Below are 26217 nucleotides of genomic sequence, written 5' to 3'. Positions count from 1 at the left end.
TGCGCTGGACTGCGGTGGACCTGCGTCCTTCACGCCGGTTCATCCGAAGGAGATGGCCATGACCCTTGAGGTCCTCGAGACAGAAACCCGCGACCCATTCTTCGATCATTGGGCGCCGATGCTGGTCGTCCACGCCGCCAACGTCGTGGCCCTGGCGCTTCTGGTGCTGTTCTGGCCGGTCTTCGCCCTGTTGGACCGACTGCCGGCCGCCAAGCCCAAGGCCGTCTAGGCGGCTTCCCGCGCCCTCTCCGTCGCCCGTTCGATCAGGTCGACGATGCGGGGAATAAGCTGGGTGGGCAGATCGTGGCCCATACCCGGGATGGTGTGCAACTCCGCGCCCGGGATGACGGCGGCGGTGTCGTGGCCGCCCTGGACCGGCACCAGCGGATCGGCCTCGCCGTGGATCACCACGGTGGGCGCGACGATGGTGGCCAGGGCCTCACGGCGGTCGCCGCTGGCGACAATGGCGGCCATCTGGCGGGCGCGGCCCACGGGATAGTAGGCGCGCAGGGCGTCCTGCTTGATGCGCTCGATCAGGATCTCGTCCGGCGTCGGATAGCCAGGGCTGCCGATCACCTTCTGGCTCTCCAGTCCGCTCCAGATGTGCTTGTCCAGGTTCTCGGCGGGATCGACGGCGGGCTTGGTGAGCGCCGCCATGGCCTCGGGATTGGCGGGGGGCAGGGCGGGATTGCCGGTGGTGGACATCACCGAGGTCAGCGACAGCACCTTTTCGCGGTGATTGGCGGCCACCATCTGAGCGATCATGCCGCCCATTGAGGCCCCGACGATGTGAGCCCGCTCGACGCCCAAGGCCGCCAGCAACCCGGCGCTGTCATCGGCCATGTCGTTCAGCAGATAGGGGACGTCCGGCTTCTGGCCGCTCATCAGGGCGGTGTAGACGGCTGTCATGTCCGGCTCGCCGTGTTCTTCCAGCCGGTGAGAGAGGCCGACATCGCGGTTGTCGTGGACGATAACCCGGTAGCCGCGGTTGGTGAGCTCGCGGATGAACTGCGGCGACCAGCGGGTCATCTGGGCCCCGAAGCCCATGATCAACAGAACAACCTCCCCCTTTTCCGGCCCGTAGACCGCGTATTCGAGGGGGATGCCGTTGGCGGTGATCTGGGGCATGGCGCCCTCCCGAGGCTCTGAGTGATTGGCGTTCACTCTGCTTGCGAAGGGCGCGGTCCGCAAGGCCGGGGAAGGATGCAACTCTTTGCCGCACGAGCCGGCAAAGAGTTTAGCTTTCCTGACGACTCAAAGGAGAGTCAAAGAGCGTTGACCGGCCTCCTCAGGTTGAGGATTCCGTCTCGTCGTCGCCCCGGCCCCGGTGAAGAGCGACCTGGAGAAGACACCATGCGATCGCCCGCCGACATGGACATCGTCCAGATCGACATCAGCACCAAGTGCCACCTGAAGTGCTCCAACTGCACCCGGCTGATCCCGCACCAGACCCAGCGCGCCGACATGGAGCTGGAGACCTTCGAGCGCGCCGTGCAGAGCATGGAAGGCTGGAACGCCCCCAACAAGCTGATCGGCATCATCGCGGGCGAACCGACGCTGCACGCCAATTTCGAGCAGATCTCGCTGCGCTTCGCCGAGCTGTGGGGCGGGGACAACACCAACAACGGCAAGTTCCCGATCAAGGACTTCAACGATTTCGCCAACCAGCGCCTGTTCGACCGTTCGAACGGTCGCGGGCTGTGGACCAGTCTCGGCGCGGGGTTCTACCGCAATTACGAGACCATCATGTCGGTCTACAGCCACTTCAACACCAACACCCACGAGTCGGCCGGCCAGCACCAGGCGCTGTTGATCACGCGGGCCGACTACATCGCGGCCACCGGGATTTCCGAGCTGCAGTGGGAAGAGAACCGCGACAACTGCTGGGTCCAGAAGCTCTGGTCGGCGACCATCAACGACAAGGGCGCCTATTTCTGCGAGGTCGCCGGGGCCATCGATCGGCTCTACTTCAACGGCAAGCACGCATGGCCCGTCGAGCACGGCTGGTGGCAGCGCCAGCCTGGGGACTTCGGCGACCAGATCGAGCTCTGCAACTACTGCGCGCTCGCCCAACCCGGCCCGTCGCAACTCGATATCCTTGAGCGCGACATCATCAGTCCGCAGCACCGCGACATCCTGCGCAAGCTGGGCAGCCCGGCGATCAAGAAGCACAACTACGAGATCTTCGACCGTGAGCTGCACAAGCAGAAGCGCGAGGTCGAAAGCCGCGACAATTATGTGGGCGAGGGCGGCGCCGGGCGCCGGGTCGGCATCGGTCACAACTCCACCAAGCCCAAGAAACTGTCCTGCGTCCTGGTCTCGGTGGGCTACGGCGACATGCTGGCCCAGACCCTGCCGCGCAACATCGACCAGTTCGACGACATGATCGTGGTCACCACCTCCACCGACCTGCGCACCCAGGAAGTGGCCGCCGAGCACGGCGCGACGGTGGTGATCTCCGACCGCTGCTTCGACGACGACCACGCCTTCAACAAGGGCCGCATGCTCAATGACGGGCTGGCGGTGATCAAGGAGCCGGACTGGATCGTGTTCACCGATGCCGACATCGCAGTGAACCACCAGCTGCGCGACGTGGTGTTCGGCCACTCCTGGAACCCGGGCTGTCTGTATTTCACCGCACGGCGCGACAACGCCCCGGTGGAAGGCCAATTCGACAAGGTGAACCTGGAGCCCAACGGCTACTTCCAGATGTTCAACGCCAAGGCCAAGGCGATCCGCGCCACCTGGCCCAAGATCGTCAGCGAGGACTTCTGCTCGGCCGGCAGCGTCGACACCTGGTTCTTCCAGCAGTGGGACACCGCCAACCTGATCGGCATCACCGACATCGAGGTGGACCACATCGCCTCGACGTCGCTTGGCCTCAACTGGAACGGCGTCGATCCGCAGCCGGGCAAGTGGCGCCAGCTGGGAATCCTGACCACCAACGGCTTCTCGTCGTTCCTGGGCCTGGAGACCATGCCGGAGGTGATCAAGCTGACCGACACCAAGTTCGGCCAGACCATCGTCATCGAAACCAAGGACCTGGAGAGCTACGCCCGGATCATCCCGAGCGGCCTGGAATTCCTCGGCAAGGACCTGGGCAAGAGCCACGTCCACGTGGCCTTCAAGGACGGCGGCGAGCCCCCGGAGATCTCGACCCTGCCGCCGACGGTGGTGCAGCAGGTGGCTGTGGCGGAGGCGGTGCCGGCCTAATTCAGCTGCTCATGGACAAGGGGCAAGTTGATTTCCCTATTCAGCACGCTTGAAAGGGGATGCGAGTACGGTCAAATTCTCTGCAACACTGCGCGAGTTAAATAGCATTCTAAGCTGGCCACTTGATCAAACAAACGCGCCCCTCATGGACTTCATAGGTCTATGCGTGCGGGTGGTGGGAACCGTCGTTACGATCGTCGGCTTTGTGATAGCAGTTCAGCAACTCCGAAAGACTCGATCCGCTGCCGAGGCAGGAAACAAAGCGATTTCTGAACTAAAGGCTAAGCTGACTACATACAGCGCAGTTTCGGAAATAGCCCGTGCGATGGCCGCACTTAAAGAAACAGACCGCCATCTGAAACACGGAGGTTGGGCTGATGCCGTGGATAGTTATACCGAAGTGCGCCAGGCGATGAATCGCTTGGCTGAGCTCCCGTCGTCAATAGACGAACCAAAGAGAGAGCAACTTCGAGACGCCATCGAGCAAGTGGCAGAGTTATGTAAAAAATTGGATGTTGCTACCCTTAGCCAAAAGAAGCCGGGTGGTATAGCTGGCGCCATACACCTAAACCGTCAACATGGTGATTTCTTGGCAAGAATTAGTATTCATATTGAACAGGGTGCGTCATGACTGACGAGCTGGACCAGAGATATATAAGAATGGTTGAGGCCCTTCACCGAAAAACGGTGAAGAAGGAGCTGAAGTGGGGCCATTATTCGAGCAAAGAGGATGCTTATTTTGTTCCGTTCGGGAGCAATTTTGTCGTTATTGGCATCAACTACGGCGCTGAGGGTGATGAGGACGTCATTATTACCATTAGAAATTCCGATCAGATCGTGGTGGATAGATTTACAGATGTAGGGTTGTCCGATTACACGCCAACCATAGAAGGTTTTCAGTACTACTTTTCGCTGATGAAAGATTTGCATCGAATGGCTGCGCGGCAATCGAGCGGAGCAGATGGCATAATCGATGATATCCTGAATGATTTAGGCGCATAGTATTCGACTTGTAACGTCGTTATTCGCAGGCCCATCACCCCTTCTCCACGAAGCTGTCGATCACCTTCTTCTCGCCGGCCTTGTCGAAGGCGACGGTGAGCTTGTTGCCGTCGACGCTCTTGACCTGGCCGTAGCCGAACTTCTGGTGGAAGACGCGGTCGCCGCGCTTGAAGTCGCTGGCCGCCGAGCTTTCGGCCACCAGGCGGCCTTCGCCCTCGATCACCTGTTGCCGGCCCGGATGGCTGCCCTGATAACCGCGGGCCTGTGCGCGCTGCCAGCCGGGGGATGAGTAGCCGGAGCCGAAGGCGGGCGTGGAATCCCAAGTGCTGCCGTGCTGCTGCTGCATGCCGGGGCCGCCGCCGTAATAACCGGTCTCTGAGGACGCCTCGACATTGGCCAGGGGGAGTTCATCGACGAAGCGGCTGGGGAGCTGGCTGGTCCAGCGGCCATAGACCATGCGGTTGGCGACGAAGGAGATGCGCGCCTCCTCCCTGGCCCTCGTGATGCCGACGTAGCCCAGGCGGCGTTCCTCCTCGAGGCCCTTCTCGCCACTCTCGTCCATGCTGCGCTGAGATGGGAAGACGCCTTCCTCCCAGCCGGGCAGGAAGACCAGGGGGAATTCCAGGCCCTTGGCGGCGTGCAGGGTCATGATCTGCACCGCGTCCGCCTGGGGCCCGCGGTCCATGTCCATCACCAGGGAGACGTGTTCGAGATAGGCCTGGAGGGTGTCGAAGTTGCCCATCGACTGGACAAGCTCCTTCAGGTTCTCCAGCCGGGTCTGGGCGGTCGGCGTCTTGTCCAGGCGGAGCGCATCGGTATAGCCGCTCTCCTCCAGCACCTGCTCGGTCAGCCGGGCGTGGTGCAGGGTCTCGGCCTGGCCCCGCCAGCGGTCGAGGTCGCGGATGAAGTTGGAGAGCGCGGTGCGGGTGCGGGCGGCCAGCTCGTCGGTCAGGACCACCTCGCGGGCCGCCGTCATCACCGGCACACCGTTCAGCCGGGCGATCTGCAGCAGCTTCTGGACCGTGGTGTCGCCGATCCCGCGCTTGGGGGTGTTGACGATGCGCTCGAAGGCCAGGTCGTCGTCCGGCGACTGGATCAGCCGCAGATAGGCGTGGGCGTCGCGGATCTCGGCGCGCTCGAAGAACCGGGGGCCGCCCACCACCGTGTAGGGGATGGAGAGCAGGACGAAGCGCTCCTCGAAGGCGCGCATCTGGAAGGAGGCGCGGACCAGGATGGCCATGTCGCGGTACTTGCGCGGGTCCTTGTCCGTGGAGCCCTTCTTGGCGCGCTCGATCTCGTCGGCGATCAGCCGGCTCTCGGCCTCGCCGTCCCAGACGCCCCGGACGATGACCTTTTCGCCGCCGTTCTGCTGCGTCCACAGGGTCTTGCCCAGGCGGCCCTTGTTGGCGCTGATCAGACCGGAGGCGGCCGCCAGGATATGGCTGGTGGAGCGGTAGTTGCGCTCAAGCCGGACCACCGTCGCGCCTGGGAAGTCGCGCTCGAAGCGCAGGATGTTGTCCACCTCGGCCCCGCGCCAGCCATAGATCGACTGGTCGTCGTCCCCCACGCAGCAGACGTTCTGGCTGGCCTGGCCCAGCAGCCGCAGCCACAGGTACTGGGCGACGTTGGTGTCCTGGTACTCGTCCACCAGGATGTAGCGGAACCGGCGGTGGAACTCGGCCAGCACCTCGGGCTGCGTCATGAAGATGGTCAGGTTGTGCAGCAGCAGGTCGCCGAAGTCGCAGGCGTTCAGCACCCGCATCCGCTCCTGGTAGAGGCGGTAGAGGGCCTGTCCCTTGCCGTTCGCGAACTCCTTGCCCTCGGTGGCGGGCAGGCGGTCGGGCGTCCAACCGCGGTTCTTCCAGTGGTCGATCAGGCCGGCGAGGGTCTTGGGCGTCCAGCGCTTGGCGTCGACGTTCTCGGCCTCCAGCACCTGCTTGATCAGGCGTTCCTGGTCGTCGGTGTCGAGGATGGTGAAGTTCGACTTCAGCCCCACCAGCTCGGCGTGGCGGCGCAGCACCTGGGCGGCCACCGAGTGGAAGGTGCCCAGCCAGCGCAGGCCCTCGGCCTGGGGGCCGATGATGGCGGTGATCCGCTCGCGCATCTCGCGGGCCGCCTTGTTGGTGAAGGTCACCACCAGCAGTTCCCACGGCTTGGCCCGGCCCGTGGCCAGGATGTGGGCCAGCCGCGTGGTCAGGACGCGGGTCTTGCCGGTGCCGGCGCCTGCCAGCACCAGGACCGGGCCCTCGGTGGCCTCGACGGCCGCCCGCTGCTCGGGGTTCAGCCCCTCCAGATAGTCAGGCCCGCGCACCCGCGCGAGATCGCTGATCCGCGGGGCGGGGAGGGGGGTGTCTTCAAACGAGTCATAGGACGACATTGGAACATATGTAGCACATCGGTCCGCCGACTTAAGGGGCGAGGCGCCGCAATTGCGCCCAGCGGAACCGCGCCGAACCGGGTTCGTTGTCTTCCCGACTTCAATCCTGGGAGGCCGATATGGCTGAGAATTCTGGAAATGGCTCGACACCCGTCCTGGCCTTCATCGTCGGAGGCCTGTTGGTGGTCGTCGCGGTGATCGCCTTCATGATGTATTCGGGCGGCGGCCTGGGTCAGTCCAAGAGCCTGGACGTCAACATCAAGGCGCCGGACATCTCGGCGCCGGCTAAGCCGGCCGGCTAGTCGTGGCGCAGAGTTCAAACGGCAGCGGCCCTTGGCTGGCCTTCCTGGTGGGCGGCCTCATCGTGGCCGTCGCCGTGATCGGCTATTTTGTCTATGCGGGGCGGCAGGCCGCGCCGGACCTTGGCAGCAGCGTGGACATCAATCTCAGTGTCCCCAAGCCGCCGCCGATGCCGGAGGGGCCTAAGCTGCCTGACGCGCCGATCCCGGTTCCGAAATAAGTTGGCGTGTCACCGGTTTCCGCCAGGCGGAGACCGGGGGCCGCGACACATTGGGGCGCTTCAGCCCTTCGCGAAGATGAGCGCCGCCACGCGGCAGGCCGAGGCCAGCGGGCTTTCGCCCCGCGTCTCGTCCAGGCGGGCGATCAGGCCGGCCAGGCTCAAGCCTTGGCTCTGGGCCATCTCCTCCAGCACCGCCCAAAACTCCGGCTCCAGAGCCATCGAGGTGGCGTGTCCGGCGAGCAGGATCGAGCGTTTACGCAATCTCGGCATTTGTCCCCATAGTCTCAGGTGACGCGGCGGCGACGCAACAGTCTTGGCCTAATGCGCGGCGATGAAAAAGGGGACTTGTCAAAAAATGACGCTGGCGTCATCTTCAATCCGAACATGGTTCGAAAGGTCCCGCCCATGACCACCGCCGTCGTCGATGTGCGCTACTCCACCCAGCCGATGCCCAAGCCCGCCCTGCAGTGGCGTGCGGCGTTCCGGGCGCTGAAGCGCCTGTTGAACGACAAGGAGGCCACCGACCAGGTGTTTGAGATCATGCGGGCGTTGAACGGCACCTCCACCCGCGACTGTTATCTCAAGCTGCTCACCACCCCGCAGGGCGGGCGGATCGCCTATGAGCGGCCCGAGCTGGAAGAAAAGCTGATGGACGACGCCTGGCTGGACGCCTTCGCGCCGGGCACTGTCGGCGCGGCCTATCGCGACTTCATCCGCACCGAGCAGCTTTCGGCCGAAGGTCTCGCGGAGATCAGCCGCGAGGGCGCGCAGGGCGGCGTCGACCTGCAACACCCCTATGCCTGGATGGGCCGCCGCACCCGCGACGTGCACGACATCTGGCACATCCTGTCGGGCTATCACCGCGACGGCCTGGGTGAGGCCTGCCTGGTGGCCTTCTCCTACGCCCAGACCGGCGGCCTGGGCTGGGCCCTGATCGGGGTTGGCGCGGCGATCCGCACCCGCAAGGGCGATCAGCCCTACGCCAAGGCGATCTGGCAGGGCTATAAGCGCGGCAAGGCCGCCGCTTTCCTGCTGGGCGAGGACTATGAACGCCTGCTCAATGAGTCGCTGGAAGCCGCCCGCGAGCGCCTGAACATCACGCCCGCCACCCGCTATATCGCCATCCCGGCTGAAGCCCGCGACTGGAGCCCCGAGCAGATGCCGATGGCCGCCTAGGACCTTGCGACAGGGGCCGCTTCGGGCGCATCCTTTTCGAAACCAAGGGATGGACGCCATGGAAGAGCCCAAGCGCGGACTTGGCGAAGCGATACGGGCGCTCGGTCGCCTGCGCGCCACCGGCGACACCAAGCATGTCTTCGAGATCACCCGCGCGCTGGGCTCGAACAAGCCGCCGTCCGGGTACGCCCGGCTGCTGACCACGCCCCAGGGCGGGCGTCTGGCCTATGAGCGGGTGGAGCTGTGCCAGCGGTTCGGCGACGACGCCTGGTTGGCCAGCTTCGCGCCGGGCACGGTGGGGGCGGCCTATCGTGACTTCATCACCCGCAACAACATCTCCGCCGCGGGCCTGGCCGAGGCCAGCGAGCGCGCCGCCGTGGGCCAGCCGCAGTATAAGCATCCTCACGCCTGGTACGGCCGCCGCAGCCGCGACATCCACGATGTCTGGCATGTGCTGACCGGCTACGGGACCGACGGGCTGGGGGAGGGGTGCGTCGTGGCCTTCTCCTATGCCCAGACCGGCAGCCTGGGTCTGGCCTTCATCGCCCTGCACGTGGCGCGGATCGGCAAGAAGACCCGCCCTGACCTGCCGTTCTTCGCCGCTGTCTGGCGCGCCTACCTGGCGGGTCGCCGCGCGTCGTGGCTGCCAGGTGAGGACTATGAGCGGCTGTTCGCCGAACCGTTGGAGGCCGCACGCCAGCGCCTGGGCATCAGCCCGCCCGACACCTATCGGCAGATCCTGCGGGCCTTCGCGCCGCAGATGGCGGCGGCGGCCTAGTCTTCGCGCTTCGCGCCGTCCAGCAGTCGCACGACCTTCGCGGCGTCGGCCTTTTCCACCGCCTTCTCGCCCTTGGTGCGGCCGAACTTGGCGCGGTTGGCGACGGCTTGCGACTTGGCGTCCAGCTTGGCGCGGGCCTTCCTGGCCTTGTTGAAATTGACGATGTCATTCATCGCGCCGCCGACTCCCGAGGCTGGATGACCACGGTCGATTCCAGGTGCAGCGGACGCTCGATGGGAACGGCGTAGGGCGCGCGGCCTGGGAAGACGCAGTTCTGCATGGAGAGCTCGCGGCGCAGGATCCAGCGGGTGATCGGTTGGTCTTGGGCCTTGCAGGCCAGGCCCACGGCCCAGGCCGGATAGGCGGCGCCGACGGGCCAGGCAAAGCCCATGGCGGGGCCGGCGGCCACGGCCTCGACGGCGGGCTTTACCGCCTCGCCGCGCGACGCGAAGCTCAGCCGATCAGGCTGAACCAGCCGCATGGAGAAACCGCCATAACCCTTGGCGTCACCGCTGCCGCCCAGGCTCAGGCCCGGCACGCGGGCGGTGATCGTGGTGTCGAACTCGATGCGCTGGCCGGTGGTGGTGGCGGGCCGCAGGGTCACCTTGGTCACCTCCCGGGCCACATAGACCAGCTCGGGCTTGGAATTGACGATCCAGTCGACCTCGAGAGTGAGCACGCCGGAGCCGTCCGGCTGGCCCTGGAACTTCGTGCCCCGCACGAAGAAGGTCAGGCCCTTCATGAACCAGCCGTCGGCCACCACCTCGTCGCCGAGGCGGACCTGATGCCAGCTCCAGAACAGCCCGCGCTGGTGCAGGTGGTCGGCGGGGCGGTCCTCGGTCAGCACCGCGCCATCCGGGGCGTAGAGCGGATGGACATAGTTGAGGCGACCGGGGTCGGCCGGGTCGTTGGTCTGCGTCCGATAGACCAGCACCGTGCGTCCGTTATCGGTGAGGGTGACGCTGTCGGGCGCAAGCTTGGCGTCGATGGCCGCCTGGGCGGTTCCGGCGGCGCCGACGAGGAGCAGGGCCGAAAAGGCTGCGGCGAGCTTGATCATGGACGCAGCCTAGCTTTCCCCGCGTCGTCGCGCACCTTTCCAGACATGAAACTTTGGAAAGCCGAAACCGATGAAACTTGACCATGACCTCAGGGGTTTGAGCCTCACCCCATCCACGAGGAGACGGACATGATCCAGACGTCAGGCATTCGCGAACACATGGAAGTTGTCGGCTCCGACGGCGGCCACGTCGGCAAGGTCGATCACATCCTTGGCACGGATATCGAACTATCCAAGATGGACTTCGGCTCGGGCCTGAAGCACCACCTGATCCCGCTGACCTGGGTCGAGCAGATCGCAGACGACAAGGTCCGGCTCAGCCTGACCAAGGACGCCGCCAAGGCGGCCTGGCGCGAGAAGCACTAACGGCTTTCGAGGTCTTCCTTCCGGAAGGCCGCGAACAGCGGCGCGGCCAGCCCCTCGATGCGGGGCTCGCCGTCGCCCCGCCACAGGGTGCAGACCACGGCGGTCAGAACCGCCCCGGCGTCCGCCAGATGGACGGCCGCGTCGCGCACCGCGCCGCCTGTGGAAATCACGTCCTCGATCATCACAACCCGCCGGCCTTTGACCTCCGAGCCCTCGACGGCGAGGCAGGTTCCATAGGTCTTGGCTTGCTTGCGGACGAAGGCGGCGGGGATACCGCTCAGCAGCGACATAGCCGTGGCAATAGGGACGCCGCCTAGCTCCACGCCGGCCAGCAACTCGGTGTCGGCCGGCAACAGCGGGATCATCGCCTCGGCGACCCGGCGCAGTAGGGAGGGGTCGGCTTCGAAGCGGTACTTGTCGAAATACTCAGTGGCCACCGTGCCCGACCGCAGGACGAAGGATCCCTGCAGCCGGGCGACGGCGTCGATGTCGGTCGCGAGCGCGCGCTTGGCGTCCGCGTCCATGCCTATTTCAGCGAGGCGCAGAAGCGCTGAATCCGCCCGCAGGCGTCCTCCAGCACGTCGTTGCCGGTGGCGTAGCTGATGCGGAAGTAGGGCGAGAGGCCGAAGGCCGCGCCGAACACCACCGAGACGCCCTCCTGCTCCAGCAGTTCGACCGCGAAGTCGGCGTCGCTGGTGATCACCTTGCCGCTAGCCGCCGTCTTGCCGATCAGCTTCTCCACCGACGGATAGACGTAGAAGGCGCCCTCCGGGGTGGGGCAGAGCAGGCCGGTGGCCTGGTTCAGCATGGAGACCACCAGGTCGCGGCGCTGTTCGAACAGCTTGGCGTTGGGCTTGATGAAGTCCTGCGGGCCGTTCAGCGCCTCGACCGCCGCCCATTGCGAGATGGAGGAGGGGTTGGAGGTGGTCTGGCTCATGACCTTGGCCATGGACTTGATCAGGGCCTCGGGGCCGGCGGCGTAGCCGATCCGCCAGCCGGTCATGGCGTAGGCCTTGGAGACCCCGTTCATGGTGAGCGTGCGGTCATAGAGCGCCGGCTCCACCTGGGCGATGGTCCAGAACTGGAAGTCGCCGAACACCAGGTGCTCGTACATGTCGTCGGTCAGGATCCAAACGTGCGGATGGCGCAGCAGGACGTCGGCGATCGCCCGCAGCTCAGCCTTTGTGTAGGCCGCACCCGACGGGTTGGACGGTGAGTTCAGGAAGACCCACTTGGTCTTCGGCGTGATCGCCGCCTCCAGGTCGGCGGGCTGCAGCTTGAAGCCGGTGGCGTCGGAGGTGGCCACGGCTTTGGGCGTGCCGCCGGCCAGCAGGACGATGTCCCAGTAGCTGACCCAGTACGGCGTCGGGATGACCACCTCGTCCCCGGGGTTCAGGGTCGAGATCATGGCGTTCCAGATCACCGGCTTGCCGCCTGGCGAGACGTTTACCTGGGAGGTCTTGTAGGTCAGGCCGTTCTCGCGCTGGAACTTGGCGACGATGGCTTCCTTCAGCTCAACGATGCCGTCCACGGCGGTGTACTTGGTCTTGCCGTCGCGGATCGCCTTGATGGCGGCTTCCTTGATGTTTTCCGGTGTGTCGAAGTCGGGCTCGCCCGCGGCCAAGGAAATCACATTCCGGCCCTGGGCTTTGAGTTCGCGGGCTTTCGCGTCCGCCGCCAGGGTGGCGGAGGGACTAACGCGGGACAGCGCGGCGGATTCAAGCGACATGGCGGGGAAACTCCCGGTCGGAGGGTTTAAGAGGAACGGGGCGGGGTGTAGCCGAAGGGGGCGCCCAGGCAAAGCCGCGAACCGCCTGGAACAGCCATTCCTTGAGCCCGTTTGCCCAAAGGTCACAGGAGCCGCCATGAAACCCGCCCTGATCGCCCTCCTATCGGTGCTGTCCCTCGCCGCCTGCCAGCGCAAGGCCGAGGGGCCGCCGCCGCCGCCGCCGATCGGAGGGCCGCCCCCCGCGCCGCCGGCGCCGGCTCCGACTCAGGCCTCCTTCATCGGCCGCTGGGCCGCCACCGCCGATCTCTGCGCCAAGGGCGCCTGGATGTTCGAGGCCGACAGGCTCTCCACCGCCGGGGAGGTTGGTTGCGTTTTCAAGACCGTGACCAGCGTCGGCTCCGGCTATCGCATCGAAGCTCTTTGCACGGCCCAGGCGCCGCCGGAGCCCCAGACCTTCACCCTGACCATGCTGCCGGCCAACCCGCCGGCGATGACGGTGATGGGCGGCCCGTGGCGAGCGCCCATAACTCTGCACCTCTGCGCGGGCTGAACCCGTCTTGACCCACAAGCGGCGATAGGCGAGGGCAAGCCATGCGCCGCCTCTTCCGCTTCCTGACCGAGATGGACGCCCAGGCGTGGCGGACCGTCGCGGTGTCCTTCGTGCTGTTCGGCGGGGTGGGGATCGTCTTTCTGTTTGGGGCCCAGGTGCTGGGCTTCAATGGCGAGGCCACGGTCGAGCAGTGGCTGGGCGCCGCCAGCGGGCCCTGGGCCCTGCCCACGGCGGTGGCCGCCTTCGCGCTCCTGGCCTTTATCGGCGTGCCGCAGTTCATGCTGATCGCCGCCGCGGTGGTGGCCTTCGGGCCCTGGACCGGCTTCGCCTACAGCTGGATCGGCACCATGGTGTCGTCGCTGGTGGGCTTCTATCTGGGCCGGTTCGCGGGGGCCAGGGCGCTGGCGACCCTGTCGGGCGAGAGCATGCAGCGGTTCATGGGGCTGGTGGGACGCAACGGCTTCCTGGCCAGCCTGATCGTGCGGCTGGTGCCCTCGGCGCCCTTCATCGTTGTCAACATGGCCGCCGGCGTGACGCCGATGCGCGTGATCCAGTTCGCCGGGGGCACCGCCATCGGCATCATCCCGAAGATTGCGCTGACCGCCTTCGCCGGCAATTCCATCGTCCAGGCGATGAAGGGCGGCGACGCCAAGCACATCGTCTGGCTGGTGGCCGTCGCCGCCCTCTGGATCGCCATCGGCTGGTTCGCCCGCCGCTGGCTGAAGTCGCGGGAAGCTGACAAGGCATGATCAAGCTCTATTCCTTCCCCGGCACCATCAGCCTGGCGGTTCACATCGCCCTTGAGGAGGCCGGCGCCGACTACGAGCTGGTGAAGGTCGACTTCCTGACGAACGCGCAGCGCGACCCCGCATATCTCGCCATCAATCCCAAGAGTCGGGTCCCGGCCCTGGCGACCGAGCGGGGGGTGCTGACCGAGGCGCCCGCCCTGATGACCTATGTGGCGCAGGCCTTCCCGCAGGCCAAGCTCGCACCGCTGGACGACCCCTTCGCCATGGCCCAGGTCCAGGCCTTCAACACCTATCTCTGTAGCGCGGTCCACGTTTCGGCCGCCCACCGCCATCGCGGCTATCGCTGGGCCGACGACCCCGTCGCCATCGCGGACATGCGCCGCAAGGCGCCCCTGGCGGTGGCCGAGCACTTCAAGCTGATCGAGACGGAATACCTGGTCGGACCGTGGGTGATGGGGCCCGACTACACGATCTGCGACCCCTATCTCTTCACGCTCACCGGCTGGCTGCCGCGCGACGGGGTCGACATGGCGGCCTTCCCGAAGGTGGCCGAGCACTTCGCGCGAATGGGCGAGCGGCCCGCCGTGAGGAAGGTTCTTGCGCAACTGGCCGCCTGAGGCCCCTAAGGCGCAAGACTCTTGCGGTGAAGCCGCAGATTCTATAGATCATCTACCCATGCAATCGCATCTGCACAGCCAGCTTCTTCTTACGCTGGGGCTTAGCCGCCCCTGGGCGCCCCTGTAGGCTGCGCATCTTCGCGGCCGGGCGCTTCAGGGGATGACCCCGACGCTCGAGCCTTCTAAAACACCCCCGCGAAGAATGAAGTGATCCCATGACTGTATCCCCCGCCGACCAGGCCCCGTCCGCCAATGACACCGTTCGCAAGGAAAGCGACCGCGTCATCGTCTTCGACACCACCATGCGCGACGGCGAACAGTCGCCCGGTGCGTCCATGTCGCTGGATGAGAAGCTGGAACTGGCCAAGATCCTCGAAGAGATGAAGGTCGACGTCATCGAAGCCGGGTTCCCCATCGCTTCCAACGGCGACTTCGAGGCCGTCCGCAAGATCTCCGAGATCGTCACTGAGAGCACCATCTGTGGCCTGGCCCGCGCCGGCATGGCCGACATCGAGCGCGCCGCCGAGGCGATCCGTCCGGCCAAGCGCGGCCGCATCCACACCTTCCTGTCCACCAGCCCCAGCCACCGCGACCACATCCTGCGCGCCAGCCAGGAAGACATCCTGGAGATGATCACCAAGTCGGTGACCCATGCCCGCAACCTGTGCGGCGACGTGGAATGGTCGGCCCAGGACGCCACCCGTACCGAGCAGGACTTCCTGCGCCGCTGCGTGGACGCCGCCATCAAGGCCGGCGCCGGCACGGTGAACCTGCCCGACACGGTGGGCTATTCGTATCCCAGCGAGTACGCCGACATCTTCCGCGACATCCTGGAAAACGTGGACGGGGCCGATCGGATCATCCTGTCGACCCACTGCCACAACGACCTGGGCCTGGCCGTCGCCAACAGCCTGGCCGGGGTGCAGGGCGGGGCGCGTCAGATCGAAGTCGCCGTGAACGGCATCGGCGAACGCGCCGGCAATGCGGCCCTGGAGGAGGTCGTCATGGCCTTGAAGGTGCGCGGCGACCGGCTGCCCTACTTCACCAATATCGAGACCCAGCACATTACCCGGGCCAGCCGATACACCTCGGCGATCACGGGCTTCCCTGTGCAGTTCAACAAGGCGATCGTCGGCAAGAACGCCTTCGCCCACGAGAGCGGCATCCACCAGGACGGGATGCTGAAGGACCGCGGCACCTACGAGATCATGAGCCCTGAGACCGTCGGTCAGGGCGCGTCGAACCTGGTGATGGGCAAGCATGCCGGCCGGGCGGGCTTCCGCGAGAAGCTGAAGGAGCTGGGCTACGAGCTGGGTCAGAACGCCTTGAACGAGGCCTTCCAGCGCTTCAAGGATCTGGCCGACAAGAAGAAGCACGTCTTCGACGATGACATCATCGCCCTCGTGGACGACGCCCTGGCCAGCGGTACGGACCGCATCCAGGTAAAGTCCCTGCGCGTCATCGCCGGCACGGAAGGCCCGCAACAGGCCGAACTGACCGTGACGGTCGACGGAGTCGAGAAGTCGGGCTCCGCCACCGGCGACGGTCCGGTGGACGCGGTGTTCAACGCCATCCACGAGGTCGTGCCCCACACCGCCACCCTGCGCCTGTTCCAGGTGCACGCGGTCACCGAAGGGACCGACGCCCAGGCCCAGGTCTCGGTGCGCCTGGAGGAAGACGGCCGGATCGCCACCGGCCAGGCCGCTGACACCGACACCTTAACGGCCTCGGCCAAGGCCTATGTCAACGCGCTCAACAACCTCTTCGCCCGCAAGGAAAAGAGCGCGCCAGACGCCATCGCGTCAGGGTTCTAGGCCCGTAAGAGCGGTCATCCCGGTTTTCGCGTCGCGGAAGACCGGGACCCATAAGCAACGATTTTTCCTGAAGACCCCGCGTGTCTGGGTCCCGGACGAGCGCCGCGCGCCTTGGCTGCGTCGCGCCGCCGCTTTGCGGTCAGGGATGACACTTGGGGTGGGCGAGGAGCCCTGTTGTCATGCTCTGGATCATTCTGACCGTGGCGGCGGCGCCGCTGCAGGTCGCGCGCAATGCGCTGCAGCGCGGGCTGGTGGGGGACGCCGGGCCCTGGGGCGCGACACTGGTGCGCTTCCTGTTCGGCCTGCCGTTCTCGCTGCTGATCTTCGCCGTGGTGGCGTTTCTGACGCCGAGCGCCGCGCCGCATCTGTCGGCCCGGTTCATGATCGCCGTGACCGCCGGCGCCGTCGCGCAGGTCAGCGCCACGGCGGCGCTGCTGGTGGCCATGCGCCACTCCGGCTTCGCGGTGGCGACCTTCATGCAGCAGGCGTCCCTGCCGATCGCCGCCATCATGGGTTTCATGTTGTTCGGCGACCATATGAGCGCGGTGCAGTGGACGGGACTGGCGGCCACCACAGGGGGTCTGCTGGTGCTGTCGTGGCCGAGGGGAGAGACCGCCGTCGCCGGGGCGCTGAACGGCTCGCTGTTCGGCCTGGCGTCCGGCGTCGCCTTCGCCGTCGCGTTGAACGGCTATCGGCAGGCCGGGATGGCGCTGGAGCCCAGCCACCCGATCTATTCGGCGACGGCGGCCCTGTGCGTCGCCCAGACCCTGCAGTCGATCGTGCTGAGCGCGATCCTGGCGGTCACCCGGCCCCAGGCCCTGCGTTCGGTGGCGGGGGCATGGAAGCAGTCCCTGGCGGCCGGGTTCTTCGGCACGGCCGCCTCGGCCTTCTGGTTCTCGGCCTTGGCGCTGGCGCCCGCCGGTCAGGTGCGGGCCATCGGGGTGATCGAGGGGCCGATCGCCGCGGCGGCGGGCCGCAGGCTTTTCAAGGAAAAGCTGACCCTGGCGCAGATCGCCGGAGGTACGGCGACGGCCGTCGGTGTGGTGATGACAGCCCTGGGGTAAGCCGCGCTATGCTGCATCATCCGCCGTCAGAGCGGGGAGGAAACAGACCATGACCTTTGACGCCGACGCCCACACCGAGACGCTGCACCGCGACGGCTATACGGTGATCGAGGACTTCTGTGACGCCGCCACCCTGGCGGCGATCCGCCGGGGCCTGGCGCCGCATATGGAACAGCACCGGGGCCGCAATGACTTCGAGGGGTTCGCCACCGAGCGGGTCTACACCCTGGTGGCGCGCGGCAAGGTGTTCGAGCGCGTGACCGAGGACGCCCGCCTGCTGGCCCTGCTCGACCGGTTCCTGCAGCCCGGTTACCTGCTCTCGGCCAGCCAGGCGATCTGCATCTATCCCGGCGAGAGCGCCCAGGCGGTCCATACCGACGACGGCTTCTACCGGCTGAAGCGGCCGCGGCCTCCGGCTTCCATGAGCCTGATCGCGGCGGTGGACGATTTCACCACGCAGAACGGCTGCACCGAGGTGATCCCCGGCAGCCATCTATGGAGCGACGACGAGGTGGCGGCCCTGAAGCCGTCGGATCTGCCGGGGCTGCTGAAACCCATGGTGATGCCGGCCGGCGCGGCTATCGTCTTCCAGGCCACCCTGCTGCATCGAGGCGGGGCCAATCGCAGCAAGGCGCCGCGCCAAGCCTTCACCAGCCAGTATTGCGAACCCTGGGGCCGGACCCAGGAGAACTTCTTCCTGGGTGTGCCGCGAGAATTGGTGACGACCATGTCGCCCCGGCTGCAGCGCCTGTTGGGCTACGATATCTGGCCGCCCTTCATGGGGCATGTGACGGCGTCTCACCCGCTCAAGACCCTGGAAGACGGCTATGTGCCGCCGGTTCTGGTGGATCGGGTCATCGAGGGCTAACCTTGCGTCGGGAGCCGCCGCAGAGCGGCCCATCCTCGGGAGCGAAACATGAGCCAGACTGCAGAATCCGTTGAAATCTCCGGGGAATTCCGCCGTCCGCGAAACCTTGCCCAGGAGATCAAGGGCTCGATCCACGACGACGCCACAGCCTCGAAGCTGGGCTTCCGCGGCGGGACGGTGGCCGGATCGGTGCATATGGATCAGTTCGTCCCGGCGCTGTTGGAGCTCTACGGCCCAGACTGGTTCCGTCGCGGGACCCTGTCCTTGACCTTCAAGCACGCCACCGTCGACAACGAGGCGGTCCGCGTGTTCGCCAGGCCCGGCGAGGCCCGCGCCCGCCTGTGGATGGAGAACCAAGCCGGCGACATCGTAGGTGAGGGGAGCGGGTCCTGCGGCGAGCCCGACCAGCAGAGCGAGGTCCGGCGCCGGCTGGCGGGGCAGGGGATCGTCGGCGCTGAAACCCTGCGCATCCTCGGCAAGCTGAAGCTGGCGCCGATGGGCGAGGACGTCATCGTCTCGGCGGCGGCCCCAAGGCGCCTCGAGACGATCACCGAGTCCCTGCCGGCCTATGAGGGCAAGGACGACGGGTTCGCCGGGGCGCTGCTGCCGCCCTCGGCCTGCGTGCAACTGTTTTGTAGCGTGCAGCGGCAAAGGCTGGACCTGGATGGCCCAGCGGTGGGGCTCTATGGCGCCATCGAGATCGAGCACATCGACGGGCCGCTGCTGGCCGACACCGAGTATAGCTCCCACGCCCACATCCTGGCGCTCAGCGAGAGCCCCAAGACCGAGAACCTCTGGTGGGAAGTGGTGCTGAGCGACCCTGCGACCGGCAAGCCCGTCGCCCGGATGCTGCAGTACCTGCGCTTTCTGAAAGGCTCGTCGAAGCTCTACGGCTAAGGCGGCGGTGGAGTGTCCAGGGGCGCGGTCATCTCCAGCACGATCCGTCGGATTTGCGCCCAGCCCTCGTCAGACCGCAGGTCCATGCCGTTGAACCACCGGATTTTTCGTCGCCGCAGGGCCAGGTAGGTCACTGCGGCCCCCAGCAGGGCCGAGATGGCGTTGATCCGCTCCGGCTCGCCCGCGTCGCCGAACAGTTCGCGGGCCACGCGCAGTCCCATGGTCTCCCGCGCAGTCTCCATGATCGCGGTCAGGGCGTTGCGTTCCACCATCTCCCAGACCATCAGCTCCAAGACCACCGGCCGCGCCATCAGCAGGCGGGCGTAGTTGTCCACCACCGTCGCCGCCCGCTGTGAGGGGGGCAGGGCACGCAGGGCGTCGGCGTCACCGCCGCATACCTCGTCGAAGCTGGGAAAGAAGTCAGGGCCGCTGGCCACCGCCTCCACGAGGCCGGGAAGCCCGCCGAAATAGCGATAGATCAGCATCTTGTCCGTCCCGGCCTCGCGGGCCACGGCGCTGGGGGTGAGGGCGCCAAACCCTCCCTTGACCAGCAGGGTGCCCACCGCCTCCCGCAGTCGGGCTTCCGTCAACGCGCGGTTACGGGGCGGCTTAGCCTTGGAGTCCTCGTTCATCACCAAGTCTCTGGACGGAGATGTTCGTCCGTGCAAGTCTCTGATTAGAGACTTTAGGGGGCCGCAATGTCCGAACCAACGCCGCAGCGCTTCCTGGCCCGGGTGGCCCGAGCGACCTTCCTGCATCCGGCCGGCCTCGTCGCCCTGGGCCTCTGGATCGCAGCTCATGTCGCGGTCCTGGCCCTCGCGGGCGGTTACCTGCCGTTCGATCGTCCGGCCGTTGCGCAATTGCCCTTCGCCGTCCAGGTGGCCGTCCCGACCATCGGCATGGTGGAGGTCCTGCTCCTGATGCTGGTGGTCTACGGCCTGACCCGCCGGCGCGTCGTCGACATCGCCGCCCGGGCGCCGGACCGGCGGCGGGCGGGATGGGAGGTGGGCCTACTACTGACCTACGCCATGCTGGCCCAGGTTGGCGGCTGGCTGCTGGGGCCAGCGCTCGGATATCGCCCCTTCAGTTTCCATGTGGCGGGAACCCTGTTCGGCTGTTCGGTCCCGGCGACGCCCGGCGAGATTTGGACCTGGATGACCTACAACTTCGTAGCCTTCGCTCTCCTTCCCTATCTCTGGTTCCGTCGGCGCTATTCCCGCGAAAGCCTCAACCTGACCTCGTCGGCTCCTCGCAACGATCTCCTGGTGATCCTCGTGGTCCTCGCGATCGAGACCGCCTTCGAGTTGTCGGCGTTCCCGGGCATCCTGTCATTGTCGCCGCGCGAACTGGCCGCTGCCGCGCCCTTGGCCTTCGTCATCTTCTTCCTGGGCACGGTGCTGCCAACCATGGTGCTGATCTACGCCATCCTGCTGCCCCGCTATCTGAAGCTGACGGGCTCGCCGACCGTGACGGTCCTCTTGGGCGGTTTGACCTACGCCGCCATGCACCTGGTGGAGGGATGGTCGCTGTTCGACACGGCTCGGGACACCGCACTCTCACTGCTGTTCGTGGCGCTCGGCTATGTGGGTCCCGGCATGATCAAGAGCTTCATCACCCTGAGGACCGGCAACGCCTGGGTCCATGCCTTGGGATACCATGCCGTGGCTCCTCACGTGGTCGCCGACGCACCGATGATCGGGAAGGTCTTCGGCGTGCTCTAAGACTTGCCAAGCCGGGATGCGGTAGCGTTATGTAGTGTGACTACATAACGTGAGTCCGCTGTGGCCGCCCTCAATGCCCTGACCGCCGCCCTGTCCCTGCGCCGCGATGGCGCGCGGGTGGGGGGTGAGCGCATCGCCCTGCTGGAGGCCATCGGGTCGGTGGGGTCCATCAGCAAGGCGGCGGCCCAGCTCAGCCTCTCCTACAAGGGCGCCTGGGACGCGGTTCAAGCCCTGAACAACCTCTTCGAAGCGCCGCTTGTTTCGACCCAGGCCGGGGGCAAGGCGGGCGGTGTGGCCGCTCTGACCCCCCGCGGCCGGGCGGTGATCGCCGCCTTCCATCGGGTGGAGGCCGAACTGGGCGCGGCCCTGTCACGGCTTGAGGCCGGCCTGGCGGACGCCCCGGACAACGATCTCGGCAGCCTCTTCTGGAGTCTCGGCATGAAGACCAGTGCGCGCAACGCCCTACGGGGCGTGGTCAGCCATGTCAGCGACGGGGCGGTCAGTTCCGAAGTCTCGCTGAAGATCGCCGAGGGCCTGGAGATCGTGGCGGTGATCACTCGCCAGAGCGTCGCCGATTTGGCGCTGGTTCCGGGCAAGCCGGCCATAGCGCTGATAAAGTCCAGCTTCGTCACCCTGGCGGTGGGGGAGGGCCTGCGCACCTCGGCCCGCAACCAGCTCCGTGGCCAGGTCCTGGTCCGCGACGACGGGGGGGTGAACAGCGAGATCACGCTCAGCCTTGCCGCCGGAAAGAGTCTTACCGCCACCATCACCAGGGAGAGCGCGAACGCCCTGGATCTCAAACCGGGCGATCGGGTCACGGCCTTGGTGAAGGCGCCGCACGTCATCCTGGCGGTGGAGTAGGGGCGATCTTCACTCGCGCCGACAAGGTGAGATAATCGTTGAGGAATTTATTGTGAGACTTGTTCTTCGGATCGCACTGGTCGCTGCGGCTTGGACGCTGGCCGCCGCGCCGGTGCGGGCCGCCGACAAGCCGGTGACGGTGTTCGCCGCGGCCTCGCTGAAGAACGCCCTGGATGAGGTGGGCGCGGTCTACGCCGGCAGGACCGGGGGCGAGGCGCGGTTTTCCTATGCCGGCTCTCCCGCCATCGCCCGCCAGATCGAGCAGGGGGCGCCCGCCGACATCTATATCTCGGCCGACAGCGAGTGGATGGACTACCTGGCCGGCAAGGCGTTGATCGTGCCGGCCACCCGGCGCGACCTGCTCACCAATCACCTGGCTCTGATCGCCCCCGCCGACGCCAAGGTCAGTCTGAAAGTCACAAGGGGCATGGCCCTGGCCAAGGCCCTGGGCCGAGGGCGTCTGGCTGTGGCTGGTCCCGACGTGCCGGCCGGCAGATACGCCAAGGCATCGCTCACCAGGCTCGGCGTCTGGGACAGCGTCTCCGGCAAACTCGCTCAAGCCGAGAATGTCCGCGCGGCCCTACAGTTCGTGGCGCGCGGTGAGAGCCCCTACGGCATCGTCTACGACACCGACGCCAAGGTGGAGCCAAGGGTGAAGATCGTCGGTCTGTTCCCCGCCGCGAGTCACCCGGCCATCGTCTATCCGGCCGCCCTGGTGGCGGGAGCCAGAAACCCGGAGGCGGCCGCCTTCCTGAGGTTCCTCAGTGGGCCGGAGGCTGGGGTGGTGTTCAGGAAGTACGGATTCGTACCGATCGCCCGCCGCTGACTACTGCGCCTCGAAGAACTCGTCGGGTCCCTCGACCTCGATCAGCTTCCCACGCCGGATCTCCACGAACCGCGTCGCGGCCGCCCGGGTGAAATATCGGTCGTGAGAGACGAACAGGCAGGCCACGTCTGACCCCTCGAGCTGAGCCTCCAAGGCTTCCTGGCCCTCGATGTCCAGGTGGTTGGTGGGCTCGTCCAGCAGGTAGAGGTTGGGCTTGGCCAGCTGCATTTTCAGGAAGGTCAGGCGCGCGCGTTCGCCGTGGCTGAGGTCGGCGATCGGTCCCTTGATGCGGTGATAGGGGAACCCCGCCTTGGCCAGCAGGGCGTTGGCGTCCTTGGTGGTCGCGCCGTCCGCCGCCGTCAGGTAGTCCAGCAGGCTGGTCTTCAGTGGCAGCTCGGCCATCCTCTGATCGAAATAGACCAGCCGCGCCTGCGGGTTGAAGCGCACCGGCGCCTGGCCGTCATAGTGCTCCCGGTCCGGGTCGTAGGCGTGGGCCAGGGCGTTGAGCAGCATCGACTTGCCGGCCCCGTTGACTCCGAGGATGGCGATCCGGTCTCCGGCCGCCACGTTCAACCGGTCGATGGTGAAAAGCTTGCGGCTGCCGTCGGGCACGGTGACCGTGTGGCCGTGGACGCGCAGGGCGACCTTGGCGTCGATTTCGCCGTCGTGCAGCTCAAGTCGCCGTTCGCGGGCGGTATAACTCTCGGTGCGTTCGGTCTCGATGCGGTCGATGCGCTTCTCGGTGGCCTTGGCTCGCTTGTGAAACTTGTCGTTCTTCACGCCCCAGATCCGGTAGCGGGTGGCCATCTTCTCCAGCCGCTCGATCTCCTTGCCCTCCAACTGGCGGCGCACAGCGTCTGCGGCGTCGCGGTGCAGCAGCTGCTCGCGGGCCCGGCTGAAGGGCACGCTGAAGGAGTGGGCGCCGTCCGAGCGCAGGAAGATCGTCCGCGTCGTGGTCCGCTCCAGGAACTCGCGGTCATGGCTGACGATCAGCATGGGCAGGCGGTCGTCGTCGGCCAGCCAGCTCTCCAAGGTGTTGATATTGGAGAGGTCGAGGTGGTTGGTGGGCTCGTCGAGGATCAGCAGGTCGGGTTCGGCGAGCTTGGCCGCCGCGGCGATCAGCATCAACCGCTGCCAGCCGCCGCTGAGCGAGCCGAAGGTCTGCTGCGCGGTCTCGTAGCTGACCCCGATCTCGTCCAGCAGGACGTCGACCTTCCAGTCCTCGCTGCCGTCCGTGACGGGCAGGGCGCTTTCCAACACCTCGCGGACGGTCCTGTCGCCGAGGCCCGGCGGCACGTCCTGCGGCACATAGCCGATCTTCAGGCCGCGCGACTTGATGATCTGGCCTTCGTCCAGCTCCAGCTCGCCCAGCAGGCATTTCAGCAGGGTGGACTTGCCCGCGCCGTTCTCCCCCACCAGCGCGGTGCGCGCGGCGTCGAGCTGTAGACTGACCCCCTCGAAGACCTTGCTGGTCCCGTAGAGGAAGAGGGCCTTCTCGACCCCGAGGACGGCCTGGCCAGACATGTGAGCGCCCTCCGGCCGCAAGCTTCAGTGGACAAGCTTTCTAGTCCGCGCGAGCCCGCGAAGCTGTCACTCCGAAGCGACACAGGCCATCCATCTTGGTCCGTGACTTGGCCGATCCGTCCGAGGCGCCCGATCAGCGTTCGGATCGCCAGCGCCGATCTGGGAGCTTCACCAGAACGTGTGCAGGTGACGTGACGACGCGGTTTAGCTGCGACTGTCATTAAGCCTTGAAATCAACCCATTGGCAGGGCACACGCATGGGGTCCTGTAAGCGGAGGCTGAAGCGCCGGGCGGCTTGATTCTTCAAGGCGCTAGGTGAGGCGGCTCAAGTCTTCGCAGACCAGCTGTAACCGTCTCCCACCCACCAGGGCTCTGCATGATCTCGTCCCTCTTCGGCGCTATCTCCAACGACATCGCCATCGACCTCGGCACCGCCAACACCCTCATCTACATGAAGGGCAAGGGGATCGTGCTGAACGAGCCTTCGGTGGTGGCGTTGCGCAATGTCGGCGGCCGCAAGATCGTCCATGCCGTGGGCATAGAGGCCAAGCAGATGCTGGGCCGCACGCCGGGTCACATGGAGGCCATCCGCCCCATGCGCGACGGGGTGATCGCCGACTTCGAAGTCGCCGAGGAGATGATCAAGTACTTCATCCGCAAGGTTCACAACCGCAAGGGCTTCGTGAACCCCAAGGTCATCGTCTGCGTGCCGTCCGGCGCCACCGCTGTGGAACGCCGCGCCATCAATGACTCGTGCCTCAATGCCGGCGGTCGCCGCGTGGGCCTGATCGACGAACCCATGGCTGCGGCCATCGGCGCGGGCCTGCCCATCCACGAGCCCACCGGCTCGATGGTCGTCGACATCGGCGGCGGCACCACCGAGGTGGCCGTCCTCTCCCTGTCGGGCATCGTCTATTCGCGTTCGGTCCGGGTGGGTGGCGACAAGATGGACGAGGCGATCATCAGCTACATGCGCCGCAACCATAACCTGCTGATCGGCGAGACCACCGCCGAGCGCATCAAGAAGGAAATCGGCACCGCCCGGGCTCCGGCCGACGGCGAGGGGCTGTCCATCGAGGTCAAGGGCCGCGATCTCATGCAGGGCGTGCCGCGCGAAGTGCGCATCAGCGAGAAGCAGGCCTCGGATGCGCTGGCTGAGCCCGTCGGTCAAATTGTCGAAGCGGTGAAGATGGCCCTGGAAGCCACGCCGCCGGAACTGGCCTCCGACATCGCCGACAAAGGTATCATGCTCACCGGGGGCGGGGCTCTGCTGCGCGGCCTGGACGCCGAGATCCGTGACCACACCGGCCTGCCGGTGACTGTGGCCGATGACCCGCTTTCCTGCGTGGCGCTCGGCTGCGGCAAGGTGCTGGAACATCCCAAGTGGATGAAGGGCGTGCTCGAATCAACGCTGGCGTAATTCTTGCAAATCGGCGTGGGGAAACGGGGCGTCCCGTTTCCCTGAGGGCGGGCGGCTAGGTGGCTTTTCGAGAAAGTCCGTTTGGCGAACTGAAGGTGCCGTTGGCGTGGACCGCCGCGGTGGCCCTGATCGTGGCCGTCGTCGTGGCCGTCGCCCTGCTGATGTCCGACCGCCGCGAGACCTTCCAATCCGAAGCCTATGGCGTCACCCGCCAGGTGGGAGACGCGGTCGCCGCCCCGGTCAGCGGCGCGCTGGCCGCGCCTGGCCGCTGGACGGGCCTGGGGATGGAAAACATCCGTGACTATCTGTTCGCGGTCTCTGAGAACCGTCGCCTGAAGGCCGAACTCAAGGAGGCGCGCCAGTGGCGCGATGTCGCCATTGCCCTGCGCGACACCAATGACCGTTACAAGTCCCTGCTGGGGCTGAAGACCGAGCCGCCGATCCCGATGGTCGCCGCCCGCACGGTGAGCGACAGCCGCGGCCCCTTCGCCAACACCCGCCTGGCCAACGCCGGAGCGGAAAGGAATATCCAACCGGGCAACCCCGTCATGAGCGAGACCGGTCTCGTCGGTCGGGTGATCGGGGTGACCCGGGGGGCCAGCCGCATTCTACTGCTTACCGACATCGCCTCTCGCACCCCGGTGATGATTGATCGTACGAACGCGCGCGCCATCCTGACCGGCGACGGTGGTCCCAATCCGAAGCTTGAGTATCTGCGCGGGAAGGAACCGGTGAGACAGGGTGACCGGGTGTTGACCTCCGGCGATGGCGGCGTGCTGCCGCGCGGCCTGCCGGTAGGGGTGGCGGTCAAGGGGCTCGACGGCCGCTGGAGGGTGATCCTGGCCTCGGATTCCGCGCCCATCGACTTCGTGCGCGTCCTGTTGTTCCAGGACTTCTCTCAGTTGGCCAAGGCCCAGAAGGACGAGCTGGACAAGATGCCGGCGCCGCCGCCGTCGGGGCCGGTTGAAGGCGTGACTCCAGTTCCCGGCGCCCGCCCCGCCAAGCCGCCGCCGACCATCACGGCGACGACTGTCGTCCCACCCAAGCCCGCCGCGCCCATGCCCGCGGCTCCGAGGCCCGCGGTTCAG

30 protein-coding genes are annotated in these 26217 nt (G+C 66.4%); 21 read left to right on the top strand and 9 right to left on the bottom strand.

Going from position 1 to position 26217, the window contains the following annotated elements; all coding sequences use genetic code 11:
• Positions 1-58: 58 nt before the first annotated feature.
• Positions 59-229, top strand: a complete 171-nt coding sequence (locus tag AAC997_RS02530) for a hypothetical protein (RefSeq protein WP_340644129.1) — start codon at positions 59-61, stop codon at positions 227-229.
• Here the strand turns inward: AAC997_RS02530 and AAC997_RS02525 are convergent.
• On the bottom strand, positions 226-1128 hold the full coding sequence (locus tag AAC997_RS02525; RefSeq protein WP_340644128.1) for an alpha/beta hydrolase: 903 nt from the start codon (positions 1126-1128) through the stop codon (positions 226-228). The two genes, AAC997_RS02530 and AAC997_RS02525, sit on opposite strands and share 4 nt — an antisense overlap.
• A 225-nt stretch (positions 1129-1353) precedes the next feature.
• On the opposite strand from AAC997_RS02525, the gene AAC997_RS02520 reads away from it, so the two are divergent.
• The 3 genes from AAC997_RS02520 (at position 1354) to AAC997_RS02510 (ending at position 4215) form a co-directional block, all read left to right on the top strand.
• Positions 1354-3213: a hypothetical protein gene (locus AAC997_RS02520; protein WP_340644127.1), complete on the top strand. Its 1860-nt coding sequence runs from the start codon at positions 1354-1356 to the stop codon at positions 3211-3213.
• Between the two features lie 145 nt (positions 3214-3358).
• Complete coding sequence (locus AAC997_RS02515; protein ID WP_340644126.1) at positions 3359-3844, top strand: hypothetical protein; 486 nt, start codon at positions 3359-3361, stop codon at positions 3842-3844.
• The gene (locus tag AAC997_RS02510; protein ID WP_340644125.1) at positions 3841-4215 is read left to right on the top strand and encodes a hypothetical protein; all 375 of its coding nucleotides are present in this window, start codon (positions 3841-3843) and stop codon (positions 4213-4215) included. Before AAC997_RS02515 ends, AAC997_RS02510 begins: the two co-directional genes overlap by 4 nt.
• Positions 4216-4249: 34 nt before the next feature.
• Here AAC997_RS02510 and AAC997_RS02505 read toward each other — a convergent pair whose 3' ends face one another.
• The gene (locus tag AAC997_RS02505) at positions 4250-6592 is read right to left on the bottom strand and encodes a DUF3553 domain-containing protein (protein WP_340644124.1); all 2343 of its coding nucleotides are present in this window, start codon (positions 6590-6592) and stop codon (positions 4250-4252) included.
• 119 nt (positions 6593-6711) lie between these two features.
• On the opposite strand from AAC997_RS02505, the gene AAC997_RS02500 reads away from it, so the two are divergent.
• Both AAC997_RS02500 and AAC997_RS02495 read left to right on the top strand, forming a co-directional pair.
• Entirely contained in the window at positions 6712-6894 is a 183-nt protein-coding gene (locus tag AAC997_RS02500; protein WP_340644123.1) for a hypothetical protein, read from the top strand.
• A 2-nt stretch (positions 6895-6896) separates the two neighbouring features.
• Positions 6897-7112 (top strand): hypothetical protein, encoded by a 216-nt coding sequence (locus AAC997_RS02495; RefSeq protein ID WP_340644122.1) that lies wholly within the window; start codon positions 6897-6899, stop codon positions 7110-7112.
• Between the two features lie 60 nt (positions 7113-7172).
• Here the strand turns inward: AAC997_RS02495 and AAC997_RS02490 are convergent, their stop codons facing one another.
• On the bottom strand, positions 7173-7382 hold the full coding sequence (locus AAC997_RS02490) for a ribbon-helix-helix domain-containing protein (protein ID WP_340644121.1): 210 nt from the start codon (positions 7380-7382) through the stop codon (positions 7173-7175).
• Positions 7383-7517: 135 nt separating this feature from the next.
• Between AAC997_RS02490 and AAC997_RS02485 the strand changes: the two genes are divergently transcribed.
• Both AAC997_RS02485 and AAC997_RS02480 read left to right on the top strand, forming a co-directional pair.
• Positions 7518-8288, top strand: coding sequence for a Coq4 family protein (locus AAC997_RS02485; protein WP_340644120.1), 771 nt, complete (start codon positions 7518-7520; stop codon positions 8286-8288).
• Between the two features lie 58 nt (positions 8289-8346).
• On the top strand, positions 8347-9066 hold the full coding sequence (locus tag AAC997_RS02480) for a Coq4 family protein (protein ID WP_340644119.1): 720 nt from the start codon (positions 8347-8349) through the stop codon (positions 9064-9066).
• Here AAC997_RS02480 and AAC997_RS02475 read toward each other — a convergent pair.
• Positions 9063-9239: a DUF4169 family protein gene (locus AAC997_RS02475; RefSeq protein ID WP_340644118.1), complete on the bottom strand. Its 177-nt coding sequence runs from the start codon at positions 9237-9239 to the stop codon at positions 9063-9065. The genes AAC997_RS02480 and AAC997_RS02475 overlap by 4 nt on opposite strands.
• Positions 9236-10123, bottom strand: coding sequence for a DUF6807 family protein (locus tag AAC997_RS02470; protein ID WP_340644117.1), 888 nt, complete (start codon positions 10121-10123; stop codon positions 9236-9238). The genes AAC997_RS02475 and AAC997_RS02470 overlap by 4 nt, the downstream gene beginning before the upstream one ends.
• A gap of 129 nt (positions 10124-10252) precedes the next feature.
• On the opposite strand from AAC997_RS02470, the gene AAC997_RS02465 reads away from it, so the two are divergent.
• Positions 10253-10489 (top strand): DUF2171 domain-containing protein, encoded by a 237-nt coding sequence (locus AAC997_RS02465; protein ID WP_340644116.1) that lies wholly within the window; start codon positions 10253-10255, stop codon positions 10487-10489.
• On the opposite strand, the gene pyrE is transcribed toward AAC997_RS02465, so the two are convergent.
• Together pyrE and AAC997_RS02455 are read right to left on the bottom strand one after the other, a co-directional pair.
• Complete coding sequence (gene pyrE, locus AAC997_RS02460; protein WP_340644115.1) at positions 10486-11013, bottom strand: orotate phosphoribosyltransferase; 528 nt, start codon at positions 11011-11013, stop codon at positions 10486-10488. The two genes, AAC997_RS02465 and pyrE, sit on opposite strands and share 4 nt — an antisense overlap.
• A gap of 2 nt (positions 11014-11015) precedes the next feature.
• Positions 11016-12218 (bottom strand): pyridoxal phosphate-dependent aminotransferase, encoded by a 1203-nt coding sequence (locus AAC997_RS02455; RefSeq protein ID WP_340644114.1) that lies wholly within the window; start codon positions 12216-12218, stop codon positions 11016-11018.
• A 136-nt stretch (positions 12219-12354) separates the two neighbouring features.
• Here AAC997_RS02455 and AAC997_RS02450 point away from each other — a divergent pair, with 136 nt between their 5' ends.
• The 7 genes from AAC997_RS02450 (at position 12355) to AAC997_RS02420 (ending at position 18777) form a co-directional block, all read left to right on the top strand.
• On the top strand, positions 12355-12768 hold the full coding sequence (locus AAC997_RS02450; protein WP_340644113.1) for a hypothetical protein: 414 nt from the start codon (positions 12355-12357) through the stop codon (positions 12766-12768).
• Positions 12769-12809: 41 nt separating this feature from the next.
• Positions 12810-13517: a TVP38/TMEM64 family protein gene (locus tag AAC997_RS02445; protein WP_340644112.1), complete on the top strand. Its 708-nt coding sequence runs from the start codon at positions 12810-12812 to the stop codon at positions 13515-13517.
• Complete coding sequence (locus AAC997_RS02440) at positions 13514-14134, top strand: glutathione S-transferase family protein (RefSeq protein ID WP_340644111.1); 621 nt, start codon at positions 13514-13516, stop codon at positions 14132-14134. Before AAC997_RS02445 ends, AAC997_RS02440 begins: the two co-directional genes overlap by 4 nt.
• A 215-nt stretch (positions 14135-14349) precedes the next feature.
• Entirely contained in the window at positions 14350-15948 is a 1599-nt protein-coding gene (locus tag AAC997_RS02435) for a 2-isopropylmalate synthase (protein ID WP_340644110.1), read from the top strand.
• Between the two features lie 179 nt (positions 15949-16127).
• The gene (locus AAC997_RS02430) at positions 16128-17012 is read left to right on the top strand and encodes a DMT family transporter (RefSeq protein WP_340644109.1); all 885 of its coding nucleotides are present in this window, start codon (positions 16128-16130) and stop codon (positions 17010-17012) included.
• A gap of 49 nt (positions 17013-17061) precedes the next feature.
• A complete protein-coding gene (locus AAC997_RS02425; protein ID WP_340644108.1) occupies positions 17062-17880 on the top strand; it encodes a phytanoyl-CoA dioxygenase family protein in 819 nt (272 codons plus the stop codon).
• Positions 17881-17928: 48 nt separating this feature from the next.
• On the top strand, positions 17929-18777 hold the full coding sequence (locus tag AAC997_RS02420; protein ID WP_340644107.1) for a hypothetical protein: 849 nt from the start codon (positions 17929-17931) through the stop codon (positions 18775-18777).
• On the opposite strand, the gene AAC997_RS02415 is transcribed toward AAC997_RS02420, so the two are convergent.
• On the bottom strand, positions 18774-19409 hold the full coding sequence (locus AAC997_RS02415) for a TetR/AcrR family transcriptional regulator (protein WP_340644106.1): 636 nt from the start codon (positions 19407-19409) through the stop codon (positions 18774-18776). The two genes, AAC997_RS02420 and AAC997_RS02415, sit on opposite strands and share 4 nt — an antisense overlap.
• A 66-nt stretch (positions 19410-19475) precedes the next feature.
• Between AAC997_RS02415 and AAC997_RS02410 the strand changes: the two genes are divergently transcribed.
• Genes AAC997_RS02410 through modA form a run of 3 tightly spaced genes read left to right on the top strand, consistent with a single transcriptional unit; the run spans position 19476 to position 22185 of the window.
• On the top strand, positions 19476-20498 hold the full coding sequence (locus AAC997_RS02410) for a hypothetical protein (RefSeq protein ID WP_340644105.1): 1023 nt from the start codon (positions 19476-19478) through the stop codon (positions 20496-20498).
• 60 nt (positions 20499-20558) lie between these two features.
• Positions 20559-21359 carry a TOBE domain-containing protein gene (locus AAC997_RS02405; protein ID WP_340644104.1) on the top strand — a complete coding sequence of 267 codons (801 nt, stop codon included), beginning with the start codon at positions 20559-20561 and terminating at the stop codon, positions 21357-21359.
• Between the two features lie 52 nt (positions 21360-21411).
• Positions 21412-22185 (top strand): molybdate ABC transporter substrate-binding protein, encoded by a 774-nt coding sequence (modA, locus tag AAC997_RS02400; protein ID WP_340644103.1) that lies wholly within the window; start codon positions 21412-21414, stop codon positions 22183-22185.
• Here modA and AAC997_RS02395 read toward each other — a convergent pair whose 3' ends face one another.
• A complete protein-coding gene (locus AAC997_RS02395; RefSeq protein WP_340644102.1) occupies positions 22186-23709 on the bottom strand; it encodes an ABC-F family ATP-binding cassette domain-containing protein in 1524 nt (507 codons plus the stop codon).
• 376 nt (positions 23710-24085) lie between these two features.
• Between AAC997_RS02395 and AAC997_RS02390 the strand changes: the two genes are divergently transcribed.
• Together AAC997_RS02390 and mreC are read left to right on the top strand one after the other, a co-directional pair.
• On the top strand, positions 24086-25129 hold the full coding sequence (locus AAC997_RS02390) for a rod shape-determining protein (RefSeq protein ID WP_340644101.1): 1044 nt from the start codon (positions 24086-24088) through the stop codon (positions 25127-25129).
• A 59-nt stretch (positions 25130-25188) separates the two neighbouring features.
• The coding region (mreC, locus tag AAC997_RS02385; protein WP_340644100.1) for a rod shape-determining protein MreC at positions 25189-26217 on the top strand (1029 nt) is incomplete at its 3' end.

The organism is Phenylobacterium sp. (assembly GCF_037968635.1).
Classification (GTDB): Bacteria; Pseudomonadota; Alphaproteobacteria; order Caulobacterales; family Caulobacteraceae; genus Phenylobacterium.
Note: the sequence above shows the minus strand (reverse complement) of the source record. Positions and strands in the feature narration are given on the sequence as shown.

Bases quoted from the DNA above. Each gene is read 5' to 3' on its own strand.
- AAC997_RS02530 (WP_340644129.1), top strand. From the start codon at position 59: ATGACCCTTGAGGTCCTCGAGACAGAAACCCGCGACCCATTCTTCGAT.
- AAC997_RS02525 (WP_340644128.1), bottom strand. From the start codon at position 1,128: ATGCCCCAGATCACCGCCAACGGCATCCCCCTCGAATACGCGGTCTAC.
- AAC997_RS02520 (WP_340644127.1), top strand. From the start codon at position 1,354: ATGCGATCGCCCGCCGACATGGACATCGTCCAGATCGACATCAGCACC.
- AAC997_RS02515 (WP_340644126.1), top strand. From the start codon at position 3,359: ATGGACTTCATAGGTCTATGCGTGCGGGTGGTGGGAACCGTCGTTACG.
- AAC997_RS02510 (WP_340644125.1), top strand. From the start codon at position 3,841: ATGACTGACGAGCTGGACCAGAGATATATAAGAATGGTTGAGGCCCTT.
- AAC997_RS02505 (WP_340644124.1), bottom strand. From the start codon at position 6,592: ATGTCGTCCTATGACTCGTTTGAAGACACCCCCCTCCCCGCCCCGCGG.
- AAC997_RS02500 (WP_340644123.1), top strand. From the start codon at position 6,712: ATGGCTGAGAATTCTGGAAATGGCTCGACACCCGTCCTGGCCTTCATC.
- AAC997_RS02490 (WP_340644121.1), bottom strand. From the start codon at position 7,382: ATGCCGAGATTGCGTAAACGCTCGATCCTGCTCGCCGGACACGCCACC.
- AAC997_RS02485 (WP_340644120.1), top strand. From the start codon at position 7,518: ATGACCACCGCCGTCGTCGATGTGCGCTACTCCACCCAGCCGATGCCC.
- AAC997_RS02480 (WP_340644119.1), top strand. From the start codon at position 8,347: ATGGAAGAGCCCAAGCGCGGACTTGGCGAAGCGATACGGGCGCTCGGT.
- AAC997_RS02475 (WP_340644118.1), bottom strand. From the start codon at position 9,239: ATGAATGACATCGTCAATTTCAACAAGGCCAGGAAGGCCCGCGCCAAG.
- AAC997_RS02470 (WP_340644117.1), bottom strand. From the start codon at position 10,123: ATGATCAAGCTCGCCGCAGCCTTTTCGGCCCTGCTCCTCGTCGGCGCC.
- AAC997_RS02465 (WP_340644116.1), top strand. From the start codon at position 10,253: ATGATCCAGACGTCAGGCATTCGCGAACACATGGAAGTTGTCGGCTCC.
- pyrE (WP_340644115.1), bottom strand. From the start codon at position 11,013: ATGGACGCGGACGCCAAGCGCGCGCTCGCGACCGACATCGACGCCGTC.
- AAC997_RS02455 (WP_340644114.1), bottom strand. From the start codon at position 12,218: ATGTCGCTTGAATCCGCCGCGCTGTCCCGCGTTAGTCCCTCCGCCACC.
- AAC997_RS02450 (WP_340644113.1), top strand. From the start codon at position 12,355: ATGAAACCCGCCCTGATCGCCCTCCTATCGGTGCTGTCCCTCGCCGCC.
- AAC997_RS02445 (WP_340644112.1), top strand. From the start codon at position 12,810: ATGCGCCGCCTCTTCCGCTTCCTGACCGAGATGGACGCCCAGGCGTGG.
- AAC997_RS02440 (WP_340644111.1), top strand. From the start codon at position 13,514: ATGATCAAGCTCTATTCCTTCCCCGGCACCATCAGCCTGGCGGTTCAC.
- AAC997_RS02435 (WP_340644110.1), top strand. From the start codon at position 14,350: ATGACTGTATCCCCCGCCGACCAGGCCCCGTCCGCCAATGACACCGTT.
- AAC997_RS02430 (WP_340644109.1), top strand. From the start codon at position 16,128: ATGCTCTGGATCATTCTGACCGTGGCGGCGGCGCCGCTGCAGGTCGCG.
- AAC997_RS02425 (WP_340644108.1), top strand. From the start codon at position 17,062: ATGACCTTTGACGCCGACGCCCACACCGAGACGCTGCACCGCGACGGC.
- AAC997_RS02420 (WP_340644107.1), top strand. From the start codon at position 17,929: ATGAGCCAGACTGCAGAATCCGTTGAAATCTCCGGGGAATTCCGCCGT.
- AAC997_RS02415 (WP_340644106.1), bottom strand. From the start codon at position 19,409: ATGAACGAGGACTCCAAGGCTAAGCCGCCCCGTAACCGCGCGTTGACG.
- AAC997_RS02410 (WP_340644105.1), top strand. From the start codon at position 19,476: ATGTCCGAACCAACGCCGCAGCGCTTCCTGGCCCGGGTGGCCCGAGCG.
- AAC997_RS02395 (WP_340644102.1), bottom strand. From the start codon at position 23,709: ATGTCTGGCCAGGCCGTCCTCGGGGTCGAGAAGGCCCTCTTCCTCTAC.
- AAC997_RS02390 (WP_340644101.1), top strand. From the start codon at position 24,086: ATGATCTCGTCCCTCTTCGGCGCTATCTCCAACGACATCGCCATCGAC.